This window comes from Pseudomonas sputi, from assembly GCF_021603585.1.
Taxonomy (GTDB): Bacteria; Pseudomonadota; Gammaproteobacteria; order Pseudomonadales; family Pseudomonadaceae; genus Aquipseudomonas; species Aquipseudomonas sputi.
In genome coordinates, this window is the sequence record NZ_BQHI01000013.1 from 60291 (window position 1) to 76176 (window position 15886).

15 protein-coding genes are annotated in these 15886 nt (G+C 61.5%); 13 read left to right on the forward strand and 2 right to left on the reverse strand.

Translation table 11 applies throughout. The annotated features are described in order from the left end of the window. Positions 1 to 166 precede the first annotated feature (166 nt). Entirely contained in the window at positions 167 to 427 is a 261-nt protein-coding gene (locus L6D81_RS18430) for a hypothetical protein (RefSeq protein ID WP_007952727.1), read from the forward strand. 24 nt (positions 428 to 451) lie between these two features. On the opposite strand, the gene betT is transcribed toward L6D81_RS18430, so the two are convergent. Both betT and epsC read right to left on the reverse strand, forming a co-directional pair. Beyond that, the gene (gene betT / locus L6D81_RS18435) at positions 452 to 2413 is read right to left on the reverse strand and encodes a choline transporter BetT (protein WP_200889778.1); all 1962 of its coding nucleotides are present in this window, start codon (positions 2411 to 2413) and stop codon (positions 452 to 454) included. Between the two features lie 303 nt (positions 2414 to 2716). Further along, entirely contained in the window at positions 2717 to 3643 is a 927-nt protein-coding gene (epsC, locus tag L6D81_RS18440; RefSeq protein ID WP_236181355.1) for a serine O-acetyltransferase EpsC, read from the reverse strand. A 190-nt stretch (positions 3644 to 3833) separates the two neighbouring features. Here epsC and L6D81_RS18445 point away from each other — a divergent pair, with 190 nt between their 5' ends. The 12 genes from L6D81_RS18445 (at position 3834) to L6D81_RS18500 (ending at position 15883) form a co-directional block, all read left to right on the forward strand. Further along, positions 3834 to 4838, forward strand: a complete 1005-nt coding sequence (locus L6D81_RS18445) for a D-cysteine desulfhydrase (protein ID WP_236181356.1) — start codon at positions 3834 to 3836, stop codon at positions 4836 to 4838. A 244-nt stretch (positions 4839 to 5082) separates the two neighbouring features. Then, positions 5083 to 5883, forward strand: a complete 801-nt coding sequence (tcyJ, locus tag L6D81_RS18450; RefSeq protein WP_236181357.1) for a cystine ABC transporter substrate-binding protein — start codon at positions 5083 to 5085, stop codon at positions 5881 to 5883. After that, positions 5883 to 6548, forward strand: coding sequence for a cystine ABC transporter permease (tcyL, locus tag L6D81_RS18455; protein WP_236181358.1), 666 nt, complete (start codon positions 5883 to 5885; stop codon positions 6546 to 6548). Before tcyJ ends, tcyL begins: the two co-directional genes overlap by 1 nt. Before the next feature lie 3 nt (positions 6549 to 6551). Beyond that, on the forward strand, positions 6552 to 7301 hold the full coding sequence (gene tcyN / locus L6D81_RS18460; protein ID WP_236181359.1) for an L-cystine ABC transporter ATP-binding protein TcyN: 750 nt from the start codon (positions 6552 to 6554) through the stop codon (positions 7299 to 7301). 454 nt (positions 7302 to 7755) lie between these two features. Beyond that, a complete protein-coding gene (locus L6D81_RS18465; RefSeq protein ID WP_236181360.1) occupies positions 7756 to 8520 on the forward strand; it encodes a hypothetical protein in 765 nt (254 codons plus the stop codon). A gap of 266 nt (positions 8521 to 8786) precedes the next feature. After that, the gene (locus L6D81_RS18470) at positions 8787 to 10028 is read left to right on the forward strand and encodes an SfnB family sulfur acquisition oxidoreductase (protein WP_236181361.1); all 1242 of its coding nucleotides are present in this window, start codon (positions 8787 to 8789) and stop codon (positions 10026 to 10028) included. A 38-nt stretch (positions 10029 to 10066) separates the two neighbouring features. Next, positions 10067 to 11260, forward strand: coding sequence for an SfnB family sulfur acquisition oxidoreductase (locus tag L6D81_RS18475; protein ID WP_236181362.1), 1194 nt, complete (start codon positions 10067 to 10069; stop codon positions 11258 to 11260). Then, positions 11260 to 12624, forward strand: a complete 1365-nt coding sequence (locus L6D81_RS18480; RefSeq protein ID WP_236181363.1) for an LLM class flavin-dependent oxidoreductase — start codon at positions 11260 to 11262, stop codon at positions 12622 to 12624. Before L6D81_RS18475 ends, L6D81_RS18480 begins: the two co-directional genes overlap by 1 nt. 13 nt (positions 12625 to 12637) lie before the next feature. Next, entirely contained in the window at positions 12638 to 13447 is an 810-nt protein-coding gene (locus L6D81_RS18485; RefSeq protein WP_236181364.1) for a MetQ/NlpA family ABC transporter substrate-binding protein, read from the forward strand. Positions 13448 to 13449: 2 nt separating this feature from the next. After that, a complete protein-coding gene (locus L6D81_RS18490) occupies positions 13450 to 14574 on the forward strand; it encodes a methionine ABC transporter ATP-binding protein (protein WP_236181365.1) in 1125 nt (374 codons plus the stop codon). Next, positions 14564 to 15208, forward strand: coding sequence for a methionine ABC transporter permease (locus L6D81_RS18495; protein ID WP_065261159.1), 645 nt, complete (start codon positions 14564 to 14566; stop codon positions 15206 to 15208). The genes L6D81_RS18490 and L6D81_RS18495 overlap by 11 nt, the downstream gene beginning before the upstream one ends. A 48-nt stretch (positions 15209 to 15256) precedes the next feature. Continuing rightward, positions 15257 to 15883 carry a class I SAM-dependent methyltransferase gene (locus L6D81_RS18500; RefSeq protein WP_236181366.1) on the forward strand — a complete coding sequence of 209 codons (627 nt, stop codon included), beginning with the start codon at positions 15257 to 15259 and terminating at the stop codon, positions 15881 to 15883. Positions 15884 to 15886 lie beyond the last annotated feature (3 nt).

Here is a 15886-nt window from a genome sequence, read left to right on the forward strand (position 1 = left end):
GCAGACAAGTATTTAATAGCCAGATCGGCGGTGAGCGCGCCTGACACGCGGCCCACATAAACAGATAGATACGTGCCGAGATGTGTCGAACGACATGAGGCTGACAGCTGGCCTATGCTCAACATGAGCAAAGCCAGGACGATTCATTCACAGGCAAATCCCGACCATGCACACCGCAATCATCATCTTCTTCGGCCTGATCCTGCTGGCGCTGATGTTCTACATCGGCGAGCGCATCGGCTTCAGTCGGCAGACGCTGGCTTATGGTTTCGCAGCGTTGTGGCTGGCGTTGACGGTGATCAATGGTGCGGTTGGCGTGGTGCACGCCGGGCAGCCGCTGGGGTCGGAGATTGCGATCGGCAGTGCCGTGTATGGCGTGCCGCTGGCGGCGATGGTGTTGTTCATGGTGCTGAGCGCCGAGACCTGAAAGCGTCCCGGCGCCCTGCCCCGATCAACGCACCAGATGCAGGAACTGCATGTGCCGTTCGTACTGGTCGAGGATGTCGTTGATGATCTGCTCTTTGGTGTAGCCGACCAGATCGTAGTCCTGACTGCCCTCGCTCAGGTGCACTTCGGCGCGGTAATAGCGGCGATTGTTGAGCTGTTTGGAGCCCATGCCACCGCGGGCGAACGACGGCGTGAAATAGCCGCGCATCTGCACCTGATAGATGAACGGGTGCTGCTCACCGTGACCGATTTCCAGGCTGACGCTGTCGTGAGCCGGATCCGGTTGCGTCACGACATTCAGGCCCTTCTCGGCGAACACCGCCGTCACTTCTTCGATGGCCGGTTTCACCGTGGTGTCCATGAAGCGGTACACCTCGTCCCGCGACGGGAAGTGCACAGCCTGACTCAGACGCTGGCGCCAGCCGCCCTTACCACGTCGTGAACCGGACACCGGCGCCAGCGAATGCAGTTGCGCGATCTGCTTCTGCGACTCCAGATAGAACGCCTTGTGCAGGCCCCACATCATCAGCAGCAAGATCATCGAGAACGGCAGCGAGGTCAGCACCACCGCCGACTTCAGCGCATCGATGCTGCCGGAGAACAGCAGCGCACTGGTCACCAACGCGGTCATCGCCCCCCAGAACACCCGCAGCCATTTCGGCCCGTCTTCATCCGGATTGCCGCCCTTGGCCGACAGGGTCGAGAGCACCACGGTGCCGGAGTCGGCGGAGGTGACAAAGAACACGAAACTGATGAATACCGTCACGGCGATGACGGTCTTGCTCCACGGGTAGGTTTCCAGCAGCAGGTAGAGCGTCATCGACGGATTGTCGAGGGCCGACATGCCCAACGCCGACATACCGTGATTGAGCACCTGGTCGATGGCGCTGTTGCCGAAGATCGACATCCACGCCAGGGTGAAACCCAGCGGAATCAGCAGCACGCCGAAGACGAATTCGCGGATGGTCCGGCCACGGGAAATCCGTGCGATGAACAGGCCCACGAACGGCGACCATGCAATCCACCAGGCCCAGTAGAAGACGGTCCAGCCGCCGAGCCAATCGCTCGGTTTGTCGTAGGCGTAGAGGTCGAAACTCTTCATCGGCAACGCGCCGAGGTAGTCGCCCAGGTTCTGGATCAGGGTGTTGAGCAAATGCTGGGTGGGGCCGGCGAACAACACGAACAGCAGCAGCGCACAGGCCAGCAGCATGTTGATGTCAGACATCACCCGCACACCTTTATCCACACCCGAGACAGCGACGATGATTGCTGCCCCCATCATCAGCGTGATCAGGCCGACCTGAATCCACTGGGTGTGGGCGATGCCGAACAGGTAGTCCAGACCGGAGTTGAGATGGAGCACGCCGAAGCCCATGTCCGCACCGAGGCCGAACACCGTGGCGATGATGCCGAAGCCGTCCACCGCGTAGCCGATGGGGCCGTTGATGCGCTTGCCGATCAGCGGATACAGCGCCGAACGCAAGGCCAGTGGCAGGTTGTGCCGATAAGCGAAATACGCCAGCGCCATGCCGACGAAAGCGAACACGCCCCAGCCGTGCAGGCCCCAGTGCAGAAACAGAATCTGCATCGCCTGACGCGCCGCGTCCGCCGTGCCAGCCTCACCTTGCGGCGGCTGAAGCATGTGGGTCAGCGGTTCGGACACACAGAAGAAAAACAGCGTGATGCTGATCCCGGCGGCGAACAGCATGCCGGCCCAGGACAGGTAACTGAATTCGGGTTCGTCGTGGTCGGCACCGAGTTTGATCTTGCCGTAGCCCGACAATGCGGTGACCACCACGAAGATCAGATACAGGGTCATCGCGAGCATGTAGTACCAGCCGACCGTGTTGGCCGCCCAGTTCTGCGCTTCGAGAAGCCAGGCACCGGCCTGTTCCGGCATGGCGATGACTGTCAGGCCGAACAGCAGAATCACCGTCGCGGCGAACCAGAACACCGGCGGATTCATGCGCACCAGACCGCTGGCGGGGGTGGACGATGCACTCATGAACGGTGCACCTCAAGGGGTTGGAAAATGGCTGAAATGATCGGACTCAGCAAAGGCAAGCCTCCTGTTGTGAGCGGGCAGCGAACCGCCGGTTTAACTTGAATGAACGTTCAAGTTAAACATGGATAGCGCGCAAGGACTAATCGCAGGGCTCAGCGGTACCTTTCGTACGCTAGCTCAAGGAGAGGTATGACGCTGTGGCGAGGACGATCGTTCCCAAGTGATCGTTCCCACGCTCGGCGTGGGAATGATCAGGTGCAATCGTTACTTCTGCGTCCCGTCATCATGCTGCAGATTGGCCTGGGTCAGGTTGCACCCGGCCGGCACGCTGCGGGTCAGCCACACGTTGCCGCCGATGGTCGAGCCTTTGCCGATGGTGATCCGCCCGAGAATCGTCGCCCCGGCGTAAATCACCACATCGTCCTCGACGATCGGATGGCGTGGATGGCCCTTCTGCAACTGGCCGTCCTCGTCCGCCGGGAAGCGTTTGGCGCCGAGGGTCACCGCCTGATAAATCCTGACGCGCTCGCCGATGATCGCGGTCTCGCCGATCACCACGCCGGTCCCGTGGTCGATGAAGAAACTGCGGCCGATCTGTGCGCCCGGGTGAATATCGATGCCGGTCGCCGAGTGGGCGATTTCCGAACTGATCCGCGCCAGCAGCGGCAGGCCTGCGCGATACAAATGGTGGGCCAGACGATGGTGAATCACCGCCAGAATGCCCGGATAGCACAGCAGCACTTCATCGACGCTGCGCGCCGCCGGATCGCCGTGATACGCCGCCAGCACATCGGTGTCGAGCAGGCTGCGCAGGCCCGGCAGTGCGAGGGCGAAATCCTGGATGATCCTGATCGCCTGCGCCTCGACTTCGGTGTCGGCCTGGGCGTTGTGACGGGCGACGTAACGCAACTCGAGTCGTGCTTGGGCCAGCAACGCATTCAGTGCGACGTCGAGGGTGTGGCCGACGTAGAAATCCTCGCTCTCCTCACGCAGATCCACCGGCCCCAGCCGCATCGGAAACAGTGCGCCGCACAAGGCTTCAAGGATCTGCGCCATCGCATCGCGGGAGGGCAATTCGCGCCCGCCCTGCTCGCCGCTGGCACGGCCATTTTGTGCACGCCACTGATCCCGCGCGGCACGCAGCTGGTTGACGATGGTCTGCAATTGCCAATGGCTGGAACGCTCGCTCACGGTAAAGACTCCTCACGGGCGGCCGGACGGTCTGGCCGCGTCAACGGCGACTACTTTACGGCAACCCCACGGGCGCGAATTAAGAACCGATAGTGCTGGCTTAAGCACGTTTGGCTATAAGCGATTGGCGGTTGCCCCGGTAAATCGGCGTGCCTATAGTCCTGACATCTCCTTGCATCAGTACGGAACCATGTCCACACAACCGATCAAACAACAGCTGGATCGCTTTAACCGCCTCGACCTGCTCGGCCAACCGACCCCACTGGAAAAGCTCGAACGTCTGTCCACCTGGCTCGGCCGCGATGTCTACATCAAGCGTGATGACCTGACGCCGCTGGCCATGGGCGGCAACAAGCTGCGCAAACTCGAATACCTTGCCGCCGATGCCATCGCCCAAGGCGCGGACACCCTGATCACCGCCGGTGCACTGCAATCGAACCACGTTCGCCAGACCGCCGCGCTGGCCGCGAAACTGGGCCTGGGTTGCGTAGCGCTCCTGGAAAACCCACTGGGCACCGACGACAGCAACTACACCGGCAACGGCAATCGCCTGCTGCTGGACCTGTTCGACACCAAGGTCGAGCTGGTCGACAACCTCGACAACGCCGACGAACAACTGGCCGCCCTCGCCGTGCGCCTGCGCAGCAACGGCAAGAAGCCGTATCTGGTACCGATCGGTGGCTCCAACGCCCTCGGCGCGCTGGGTTACGTGCGCGCCGGGCTGGAGCTGGCAGAACAGATCAAGGACACCGGCCTGCAATTCTCAGCCGTGGTCCTGGCCTCAGGCAGTGCCGGTACCCACAGCGGTCTGGCGCTGGCCTTGAGTGAAGCCCTGCCACAACTGCCCGTGATCGGCGTGACGGTATCGCGCAGCGAAGAAGACCAGCGTCCGAAAGTTCAGGGCCTGGCCGAGCGCACCGCCGAGCTGCTGGGTGTGGCGTTGCCAGACAGCTTCAAGGTCGAGTTGTGGGACGAATACTTCGGCCCGCGTTACGGCGAGCCGAATGCCGGGACGCTGTCGGCAGTGAAACTGCTGGCCAGCCAGGACGCCGTGCTGCTCGATCCGGTCTACACCGGCAAGGCCATGGCCGGGCTGCTCGACGGCATCGGCCGCGGGCGTTTCGACGACGGCCCGATCATCTTCCTGCACACCGGCGGCGCCCCGGCGTTGTTTGCGTACAAGGATTTTCTCTGATGCGCTCGCTCCCACGCTCTGCGTGGGAATGCAGCCGGAATACGAAAAACGCATATTCCGCAGATGAATAACAATTGGAAAATTCATTATTTTCCATTCTAAAAGAACCACCCTATAGTCTCGCCGCAGGCGAATTTCGCGAGAGACGCATAAGCTGCTTTAAGGCAGGATAGCGCTGTCGTCCAATTCCCGGATTCGCCAACTTTCCTTAAGCGTCTTCCATAAGAAAACACAGGGGCTTGTCATGATTCTTTCCGCACTACGTCGAAATCTGCTGGTCGGTTCGCTGGGCCTGGCACTGAGCGCCGGTCTGCTGGGGCAGGCGGTTGCCGGTGAGCAACTGCAACAGATCAAGGACAAAGGCGTTATCAACGTCGGCCTGGAAGGCACTTACCCACCGTTCAGCTTCGTCGATGCCGACGGCAAGCTGTCGGGTTTCGAAGTCGAACTGTCCGAAGCCCTGGCCAAGAAGCTGGGCGTGAAGGCCAAGATTCAGCCGACCAAATGGGACGGCATCCTCGCGGCCCTGGAATCCAAGCGTCTGGATGTCGTGGTCAATCAAGTGACCATCTCCGAGGAGCGCAAGAAGAAGTATGACTTCTCCGAGCCGTACACCGTGTCCGGGATTCAGGCGCTGGTGTTGAAGGACAAGGCCGCCGCGCTGAACATCAAGACAGCCGCTGACCTGTCCGGCAAGAAAGTCGGCGTGGGCCTGGGCACCAACTACGAGCAGTGGGTTCGCGCCAACGTGCCGGGTGCCGACGTTCGCACCTACGACGATGATCCGACCAAGTTCGCCGACCTGAACAACGGCCGTACCGACGCGATCCTGATCGACCGTCTGGCGGCACTGGAATACGCCAAGAAAGCGCCGAAAACCGTCGCCGCCGGTGAACCGTTCTCCCGTCAGGAAGCCGGTATTGCCCTGCGCAAAGGCGAGCCTGAACTGCTGGCCGCCGTGAACAAGGCCCTCGACGAACTGCGCGCCGACGGCACCCTTGAGAAGCTGTCCACGAAATACTTCAACGCTGACGTCACCCAATAATGGAAGAGGCTTTCCAACTCGCTCTGGACTCCGCGCCCTTCCTGTTGAAGGGCGCGTACTACACGGTAATCCTCAGCCTCGGCGGCATGTTCTTCGGCCTGCTGCTGGGCTTTGGCCTGGCACTGATGCGCCTGTCGCGTTTCAAGTCGGTCAGTTGGCTGGCCCGCCTCTACGTGTCGTTCTTTCGCGGCACGCCGTTGCTGGTGCAACTGTTCGTGATCTATTACGGCTTGCCGCAATTGGGCATGGAACTCGACCCATTGCCGGCGGCGCTGATCGGCTTCTCGCTGAACATGGCCGCCTACGCCTGTGAAATCCTGCGTGCCGCGATCGGTTCGATCGAACGCGGCCAGTGGGAAGCCGCTGCGAGCATCGGCATGACCCGCGCGCAGACCCTGCGCCGGGCCATCCTGCCGCAGGCCATGCGCACGGCCTTGCCGCCGCTGGGCAACAGCTTCATTTCGCTGGTCAAGGACACCGCACTGGCCGCCACCATTCAGGTGCCGGAGCTGTTCCGTCAGGCGCAGCTGATTACCGCCCGGACTTTCGAAGTCTTCACCATGTATCTTGCCGCCGCGCTGATCTACTGGATTCTGGCCACGGTGCTGTCGCACTTCCAGAACAAGCTGGAAGAGCGGGTCAATCGGCACGACCAGGAGTCCTGACCCATGATTGTCGTGGAAAAACTGACAAAGCAGTTCAAGGGTCAAGTCGTGCTCAACGGCATTGATCTGGTGGTGAAGGAAGGCGAGGTCGTGGCAATCATCGGCCCCAGCGGCTCGGGCAAGACCACGTTCCTGCGCTGCCTGAACTTCCTCGAAGAACCCACCAGCGGCCGGATCAAGGTCGGCGAGATCGAGATCGATACCAGCCGCCCGCTGAACCAGCAGCAGAGCCTGGTGCGCAACCTGCGCCAGCACGTGGGTTTCGTGTTCCAGAACTTCAACCTGTTCCCCCACCGCACCGCCCTGGAAAACGTCATCGAAGGCCCGATCGTGGTCAAGAAGACGCCCCGCGATGCAGCCATTGCCCTGGGCAAGAAACTGCTGGCCAAGGTTGGCCTGGCGGGCAAGGAAGACGCCTACCCGCGGCGCCTGTCCGGCGGTCAGCAACAGCGCGTGGCGATTGCCCGGGCGCTGGCGATGGAGCCGGAAGTGATCCTGTTCGACGAGCCGACCTCGGCCCTCGATCCGGAACTGGTGGGTGAAGTGCTGGCGACCATCCGCGGCCTCGCCGAGGAGAAACGCACCATGGTGATCGTCACCCACGAAATGGCCTTCGCCCGTGACGTGGCCAACCGCGTAGTGTTTTTCGACAAGGGCGTAATCGTCGAACAAGGTGAAGCAAAAGCATTGTTTGCCAATCCAAAAGAAGAACGCACTCGACAGTTCCTGAGCAAGTTCAGAAACAACGGCTGACCTGTAAACTTTCCTGACTACAAACTTCCAAGGATGGAAGTTTTACTTACACCTTTCCCCGCCAAAACTTAATCCGCAATTGCAGACATATATATGTCCTGCAACAGACTCGACCTGATTCAAGTGCATCCACTCGAATCTTCACTGCACGATCCAAGAGCCGTCAGAGCAGGCCAAGCCCGGCAGATCCTGTGGTTAAGTTCGCCGCACCAGATAGGTAGAGTGCCTTATCGATGTAGGAGCATTCTGATAAGTCCGTAATTCATAAATTAACTAACCCCATCCATTGACATGCCTTTCGGCTAACTTTTATCTAGTCACTCATCACAACCCGCTACATCACAAAGACCCTATAACGATTGGCCGAAAGTACTGGTTTTTATTTGCCGGGCAATTCTGGCCTTTTGAACTTTCAGAAACGGATTTCGCTGCAAGGCTTCAAGGAGAGGATTTCATGACCCGCACTTCGCCTATCCCCGAACTGGCCGCGCCGAGCCTGGCGCTATCGCAAACCAACGGCATCAATCTCGCGGCAGCGGCTCATCTGCTGGTCGATGTGCCGCCCTACCCGGACATGGACACGGGTGATCTGATCGAACTGTTCTGGAACAACTGCTACGTCGCCTCCCACGTGCTGACGGAGCAGGACGTCGCCGCCGCGGTCAGCCTGCGAGTGCCGGAGAGCTTCATCGCCAGCGGCTCGTCACGCATCCACTATCGGGTCATGCGCGTGGGTCATGGACCGGCGTTGTCGGCAGCAGCACGGGTCACGGTCAAACTCGACTGCCCCGGCGGGCAGCCCCCGGCGGTGTGCGGTGACGAAAACCAGCAACTGGCCCCGGTGACCCTGCCCGACACCATTCGCCGTCAGGGCGTCAATGCAAACCAGATCAGGCGCGGCGTGCCGCTGACCATCGAGCCGTATCTGAACATGGCCGATGGTGACGCCATCACCTTGCGCTGGGGCGATGTACGGATGGATCTGGCGCGCATCACCCCGGCCGATATCGGCAAGCCGATTCAGGTCTGGGTGCCGCCGGCAATCATCACCGAGGCCGGCGAAGACCTGCGGCTGGATGTGACCTACTGCATCCTCGACCGGGTCGGCAACAACTCGCGTTGGGCGCCGCCGCGAACGCTGAAGATCGGTTGCGTGAATCCCTACCTCAAGGTGCCGCTCAAGGAAACGCTGAAGGCAGCAGAGCCGCAAAAAAAATGAGCATCGACGGCCGGTGAGGGACGACTTCCCTCGCCGCCGCACGCTTAACCAGACGGACCACGCCCCCTTCTATACATATTCCTAAAAGTTAGTTTATTTAAATTTTATACGCGCTTAGGGTATATGAACCGGACCACCGGACATTCTTTCGTTCGCCGCACTTTTGCGGCGTTTTTCATGAGATGTGAGGTAGGTAACATGGTCCGGAACACAATCACCCCAGTGCAGATCGCCAGGGCATTGCGTGCAGCCAGGGAGCGGCACTGATGTCCAGTCTGGCAGACGCAAACGTCCAGAGTGTCCTGGACATCGCCCCGTTGTTGTTGCCCGCGCAAGTGCTGCGCAACGACGCTCAAGCCATCAAGGCCGCCCACGAGCTGGCGCAAGTCGCCCGCGTGCAGGCCGCCAAACGTGACCGTCAGCGCAAGCTGCCGTGGTCGGAAATCGAACAGTTCACCCGCAGCGGCCTCGGCAGCATCGCGATTCCGCGCGAGTACGGTGGCCCGCAGGTTTCCTTCGTGACCCTGGCCGAAGTGTTCGCGATCATTTCCGCAGCCGACCCGGCATTGGGGCAGATCCCGCAGAACCAGTTCGGCATCATCAACCTGATCCTCGGCAGCGCCACCGAGCAGCAGAAAAAGCATTTGCTGCAGAGCGTACTCGAAGGCTGGCGCATCGGTAACGCCGGGCCTGAACGCGGTACCAAGGACACCCTGGAACTGAAAGCGCGCATCACCGCCGACGGCGATGACTACGTGATCAACGGCCAGAAGTTCTACTCCACCGGCGCACTGTTCGCCCACTGGGTGGCGGTCAAGGCCCTCAACGATCACGGCAAGCAAGTCCTGGCCTTCGTCCGTCGCGGCACACCGGGATTGCGCATCGTCGATGACTGGTCCGGTTTCGGCCAGCGCACCACCGCCAGCGGCACAATCCTGTTGAACAACGTGCGGGTCGATGCCGGCCTGGTGGTGGACAACTGGAAGATCAACGAAAAGCCCAACACCCAGGGCGCAGTGTCACAGCTGATTCAAGCGGCGATCGACGCCGGCATCGCCCGTGGCGCCATCGATGATGCCATCGAATTCGTCAAGACCCGCGCCCGGCCGTGGATCGACGCCAACGTCGAACGGGCCAGCGATGACCTCTACGTGATCGCCGACATCGGCAAACTGAAAATCGAACTGCACGCCGCCGAGGCGCTGCTGCGCAAGGCCGGTCAGGTGCTGGATCAGGTGCACGCCGCGCCACTGACCGCCGAGTCCGCCGCCCGCGCCTCGATTGCCGTGGCTGAAGCCAAGGTGCTGACCACCGAGATCTCGCTGCTGGCCAGCGAAAAACTCTTCGAACTGGCCGGCAGCCGCGCGACCCTCGCCGAATTCAACCTCGACCGTCACTGGCGCAACGCCCGGGTGCACACCCTGCACGACCCGGTGCGCTGGAAATACCACGCGGTTGGCGCCTGGCGCCTCAACGGCAAGTTGCCGGCTCGCCATTCCTGGATCTGACGACCCGAACACTTTTGACCAGATCTCTGGAGAAACACATGACTCTTTCCCATCCCGTCGCGGTCATCACCAACGACGAGCAAGCCCTGATCGTCGCCAGCGACCTGGCCGAAGATTTCCAGCGCGACAGCAACCTGCGCGACCGCGAACGCCGCCTGCCGCTGCCGGAGCTCGACGTGTTTTCCCGTTCCGGCCTGTGGGGCATCAGCGTGCCCAGGGAGTACGGCGGCGCCGGCGTGTCCAACGTGACCCTGGCCAAAGTCATCGCCCTGATCGCCCGGGCCGATGGCTCGCTCGGGCAGATTCCGCAGAACCATTTTTATGCCCTCGAAGTGCTTCGGGTGAACGGCAGCCACGAGCAGAAACAACGGCTGTACGCCGAAGTCCTCGCCGGCCAGCGCTTCGGCAATGCCTTGGCAGAGCTGGGCACCAGGACCGCCCACGACCGCGTCACCCGCCTCAAGCGCGACGGCAGCGGTTATCGCATCAACGGCCGCAAGTTCTATGCGACCGGCGCGATTTACGCCCAACGCATTCCAACGTCCGTGGTGGACGAAAACGGCGTGCAGCAACTGGCCTTCGTCCCCCGCGACAGCAAAGGCCTGACCGTGATCGACGACTGGAGCGGTTTCGGCCAGCGCACCACCGGCAGCGGTTCGGTGGTGTTCGAAGACGTGTCTGTCGCCGCCGAAGACGTCATTCCGTTCCAGAGCGCTTTCGAGCGCCCGACCCCGGTCGGCCCGTTGGCGCAGATCCTTCACGCCGCCATCGACACCGGCATCGCCCGCGCCGCCTACGAAGATGCGCTGCACTTCGTGCGCAGCAAGACCCGGCCATGGATCGACTCGGGCAACGACAAGGCCACCGAAGACCCACTGACCCTCAAGAGCTTCGGCCACTTGAGCATCCGCCTGCACGCCACCGAGGCCCTGCTCGAACGCGCCGGCAAATTTCTCGACGCCGCCCAGGCCGAGACCAACGCCGAGACCGTTGCAGCGGCCTCGATTGCCGTCGCCGAAGCACGGGCGATCAGTACCGAAATCTCTCTGGCCGCCGGCAGCACCCTGTTCGAACTGGCCGGCAGCCAGGCGACCCTGAGCGAGCATGGCCTCGACCGTCACTGGCGCAACGCCCGGGTACATACGCTGCACGATCCGGTGCGCTGGAAATATCACGCGGTCGGCAACTACTACCTCAACGATGAAAACCCGCCACTGCGGGGGACCATCTGATGAGCAAGAAAAAGATCCTGCTCAATGCGTTCAACATGAACTGCATCGGCCACATCAACCACGGGTTGTGGACCCATCCACGCGACACCTCGACCCGATACAAGACCCTCGAATACTGGACCGAACTGGCGCAACTGCTGGAGCGCGGGCTGTTCGACGGGCTGTTCATCGCTGACATCGTCGGCGTGTACGACATCTATCAGCACTCGGTGGACGTCACCCTGAAAGAGTCGATCCAGCTGCCGGTCAACGACCCGCTGCTGCTGGTGTCGGCAATGTCCGCGGTGACCAAAAACCTCGGCTTCGGCCTGACCGCCAACCTCACCTACGAGCCGCCGTATCTGTTCGCCCGGCGCCTGTCGACCCTCGACCACCTGAGCCGTGGGCGGGTGGGCTGGAACATCGTCACCGGTTATCTGGACAGCGCCGCCAAGGCCATGGGCCTGAGCGAACAGGTCGAGCACGACCGGCGTTACGACCAGGCCGACGAGTACCTCGAAGTGCTCTACAAACTCTGGGAAGGCAGTTGGGAAAACGGCGCGGTGCTCAACGATCCGCAGCAACGGATCTACGCGCAGCCAGACAAGGTGCACAAGGTCGAGCACAAGGGCGAGTTCTATCAGGTCGAGGGTTATCACCTGTGCGAGCCGTCGCCGCAGCGCACGCCGGTGCTGTTCCAGGCCGGCAGTTCGGAGCGTGGTTTGCTGTTTGCCGGGCGTCATGCCGAGTGCGTGTTCATCAGCGGCCAGAACAAGCCATCGACCAAGGTACAGGTGGACAAGGTCCGTGCCAGCGCCGTCGAGGCCGGGCGCAATCCCGAGGACATCAAGGTGTTCATGGGCCTGAACGTGATCGTCGGCGAGACCGAGGAAGCAGCCTGGGCCAAGCACGCCGAGTACCTGAGCTACGCCAGCGCCGAAGCGGGGGTGGCGCATTTTTCGGCGTCCACAGGGATCGATTTTTCCCGGTACGAAATCGACGAACCGATCCAGTACGTGAAGAGCAACGCGATCCAGTCCGCCACCAAGAACCTGCAGAACAACGACTGGACCCGGCGCAAGTTGCTCGACCAGCACGCCTTGGGCGGGCGCTACATCACGGTGGTTGGTTCACCGCAACAAGTGGCGGATGAATTGGAATCGTGGATCGCCGAAACCGGCCTCGACGGCTTCAACCTGACCCGCATCGTCACCCCGGAAAGCTATGTGGATTTCATCGATCTGGTGATTCCGGAACTGCAACGGCGCGGCTCGTACAAGACCGCGTACGACAGCGGCAGCCTGCGGGAAAAACTGTTTCACAGCGAAGCGCATTTGCCGCCGCAACACACCGGCGCCCACTTCCGACACACCTCCTCGCACTGACTGGAAAACCACCATGACCAACAAACGCCTGTCCCACCCAGTCAAAGCACTGGCCCTGGCCTTCGGCCTGTTCAGCTCGGCGGTTTTCGCCGCCGATGCCCCGTTGAAAATCGGCACTACCGCCGCGTTCGCGATTCCACTGGAAGCCGCCGTCGAAGAAGCCGGCAAGCAAGGCCTGAAAGTCGAACTGGTGGAGTTCACCGACTGGATCGCACCGAACGTCAGCCTCGCCGCCGGTGACATCGACGTGAACTACTTCCAGCACATCCCGTTCCTGGAAAATGCCAAGGCTGCCTCCGGTTTCGACCTGGTGCCGTTCGCGCCGGGGATCATCAACAACGTCGGCCTGTACTCGAAGACATACAAAAGCTTCGACGAGCTGCCGGAAGGCGCCAGCGTCGCCATCGCCAACGACCCGATCAACAGCGGACGCGGCCTGCAACTGCTGGCCAAGGCCGGTTTGATCACCCTGAAACCGGGGGTCGGCTACAAGGCCACCGAAGACGATATCGTCGCCAATCCGAAGAAGATCAAGATCCTCCAGGTCGAAGCCGTGCAACTGGTACGGGCCTACGATGACGCCGATCTGGTCCAGGGCTACCCGGCCTACATTCGTCTGGCGAAGACCTTCGATGCCGGCTCCGCGTTGCTGTTCGACGGCCTCGACCACAAGGAATACGTGATCCAGTTCGTGATCCAGCCGAAGAGCAAAACCGACCCGCGCCTGATCAAGTTCGTCGACATCTACCAGCATTCGCCGGCCGTTCGCGCCGCACTGGACAAGGCCCACGGCAAGCTGTACCAGGCCGGTTGGGAAAGCTGAGGATGACGGCAGCTATCCAACGGCGACTGGATCTTCCAGAGCCACCCGCGCTGGCACAGCGCACCGAACTGCATCCGGAACTGAACCGCGCTCATGTGCGCTTCGTCGGGGTCGGCAAGACCTACGACGGCAAACAAGGCCCGGTCGCCGCCCTGCAAGGCATCGACCTGGCTATCCAGCGCGGTGAAGTGTTCGGCATCATCGGCCGCAGCGGTGCCGGCAAGTCATCGCTGATCCGCACCATCAACCGTCTCGAACAACCGACCTCGGGCCGGGTGCTGATCGATCAGGTGGACATCGGCGAGTACGACGAGGATCGTCTTGTCGCCCTGCGCCGGCGGATCGGCATGATTTTTCAGCACTTCAATCTGATGTCGGCGAAAACAGTGTGGCAGAACGTCGAACTGCCACTGAAAGTCGCCGGTGTCCCGAAAGAACAACGGGAGAAAAAGGTTCGCGAACTGCTGGAACTGGTGGGCCTGCAAGCCAAGCACAAGGCGTATCCATCGCAGCTGTCCGGCGGGCAGAAACAGCGCGTCGGCATCGCCCGCGCGCTGGTGCATGACCCGGACATTCTGCTGTGTGACGAAGCCACTTCGGCGCTGGATCCGGAAACCACCCAGTCGATCCTCGGCCTGCTGCGCGAGATCAACAAACGCCTGGGCCTGACCATCGTGCTGATCACTCACGAGATGGCGGTGATCCGGGAAATCTGCGACCGCGTCGTCGTGCTCGAACATGGCCGCATCGTCGAGCAGGGCCCGGTCTGGGAAGTGTTCGGCAATCCGCAACACGAGGTCAGCCAGACGTTGCTTGCGCCGCTGCAACACGCCTTGCCCGAAGAATTGCAGAGCCGTTTGCAGGCACAGCCTTTGTCGGCGGACGCCGCCGTGGTGCTGCGCTTGCAGTTCACCGGCAGCCAACAGGACGAACCGGATCTGGCCGCGCTGTTCGCCGCGCTCGGTGGCCGGGTGAAATTGCTCCAGGGCGGTGTGGAACGGATTCAGGGCCACGCGCTAGGGCAACTGTTGCTGGCAGTGGCGGGATCAAAGCTGAACGCCGAGGAATTGCGTCAGCGTGCCAGCCAATGGGCGCAACGCACGGAGGTGCTGGGCTATGTGGTTTGATCGCTTGCTGCAAGGTTTCATCGATACGTTTCTGATGGTCGGCGTGTCGTCGCTGATCGCGTTGCTCGCCGGGATTCCGATGGCGGTGATTCTGGTCACCAGCGACAAGGGCGGGATCTATGAAGCGCCAGTTCTGAACCGCGCTCTGGGTGCGTTCGTAAACCTGTTTCGCTCGATTCCGTTCCTGATCCTGATGGTCGCGCTGATCCCGTTCACCCGGCTGATCGTCGGCACCACCTACGGCGTATGGGCCGCCGTTGTGCCGCTGACCATCGCGGCCACGCCGTTTTTTGCGCGGATCGCCGAAGTGAGCCTGCGCGAGGTGGACCACGGTTTGATCGAAGCCGCGCAAGCCATGGGTTGCCGACGCTGGCATATCGTCTGGCACGTGCTGCTGCCCGAAGCGCTGCCAGGGATTGTCGGCGGGTTCACCATTACGCTGGTGACGATGATCAACTCATCGGCGATGGCCGGAGCGATTGGCGCCGGCGGGCTGGGTGACATCGCCTATCGCTATGGTTATCAGCGTTTCGACAGTCAGATCATGCTGACCGTGATCGTGTTGCTGGTGGCGCTGGTGGCGGTGATTCAGCTGGGCGGCGATCGTCTGGCGCGTGGGTTGAACAAGCGCTGAACTGCATGGCGTATAGTCGGCAACATCCATTGCCAGCGCAGCCCGACCATGAAACAGACCCCCACCGATCTGGAACAGATCACCTCCACCACCCTCGGCCACTACAACTCAGTGGCCGAGGACTTTCGTGAAGGCACCCGCGATCACGATGTCAGCCAGAACATCGACGCCCTGCTGCGCCACATCCAGGGTGACGCGCCGTTTTCCATCCTCGATTTCGGCTGTGGGCCGGGGCGGGATTTGCAGACATTCACACGGATGGGTCACATAGCCGTCGGCCTCGACGGTGCGGAAAAATTCGCGCAGATGGCTCGGGAGGACAGTGGCTGTGAGGTGTGGTGCCAGGATTTCCTGAAGCTGGATCTGCCGGCAGAACGCTTCGACGGGATCTTCGCCAACGCGGTGCTGTTTCATGTGCCGTTGCAGGAATTGCCACGAGTCTTGAAGCAGTTGCACGGGACATTGAAACCGGGCGGCGTGCTGTTCAGCTCAAATCCGCGTGGGGACAACCGTGAAGGCTGGAACGGACCACGTTATGGCTCGTACCACGATCTGGAGGCATGGCGCGGATTGCTGACGGCGGCAGGGTTCGTGGAGCTGGAGCATTACTACCGCCCGGCAGGGCTGCCGCGGGAGCAGCAGCCGTGGCTGGCGAGTGTCTGGCGCAAAATCTGAAAC

Coding starts and splice junctions, on each gene's coding strand:
- L6D81_RS18430 (WP_007952727.1), top strand. CDS start 167: ATGCACACCGCAATCATCATCTTCTTCGGCCTGATCCTGCTGGCGCTG.
- betT (WP_200889778.1), bottom strand. CDS start 2,413: ATGAATCCGCCGGTGTTCTGGTTCGCCGCGACGGTGATTCTGCTGTTC.
- L6D81_RS18445 (WP_236181356.1), top strand. CDS start 3,834: ATGTCCACACAACCGATCAAACAACAGCTGGATCGCTTTAACCGCCTC.
- tcyJ (WP_236181357.1), top strand. CDS start 5,083: ATGATTCTTTCCGCACTACGTCGAAATCTGCTGGTCGGTTCGCTGGGC.
- tcyL (WP_236181358.1), top strand. CDS start 5,883: ATGGAAGAGGCTTTCCAACTCGCTCTGGACTCCGCGCCCTTCCTGTTG.
- tcyN (WP_236181359.1), top strand. CDS start 6,552: ATGATTGTCGTGGAAAAACTGACAAAGCAGTTCAAGGGTCAAGTCGTG.
- L6D81_RS18465 (WP_236181360.1), top strand. CDS start 7,756: ATGACCCGCACTTCGCCTATCCCCGAACTGGCCGCGCCGAGCCTGGCG.
- L6D81_RS18470 (WP_236181361.1), top strand. CDS start 8,787: ATGTCCAGTCTGGCAGACGCAAACGTCCAGAGTGTCCTGGACATCGCC.
- L6D81_RS18475 (WP_236181362.1), top strand. CDS start 10,067: ATGACTCTTTCCCATCCCGTCGCGGTCATCACCAACGACGAGCAAGCC.
- L6D81_RS18480 (WP_236181363.1), top strand. CDS start 11,260: ATGAGCAAGAAAAAGATCCTGCTCAATGCGTTCAACATGAACTGCATC.
- L6D81_RS18485 (WP_236181364.1), top strand. CDS start 12,638: ATGACCAACAAACGCCTGTCCCACCCAGTCAAAGCACTGGCCCTGGCC.
- L6D81_RS18490 (WP_236181365.1), top strand. CDS start 13,450: ATGACGGCAGCTATCCAACGGCGACTGGATCTTCCAGAGCCACCCGCG.
- L6D81_RS18495 (WP_065261159.1), top strand. CDS start 14,564: ATGTGGTTTGATCGCTTGCTGCAAGGTTTCATCGATACGTTTCTGATG.
- L6D81_RS18500 (WP_236181366.1), top strand. CDS start 15,257: ATGAAACAGACCCCCACCGATCTGGAACAGATCACCTCCACCACCCTC.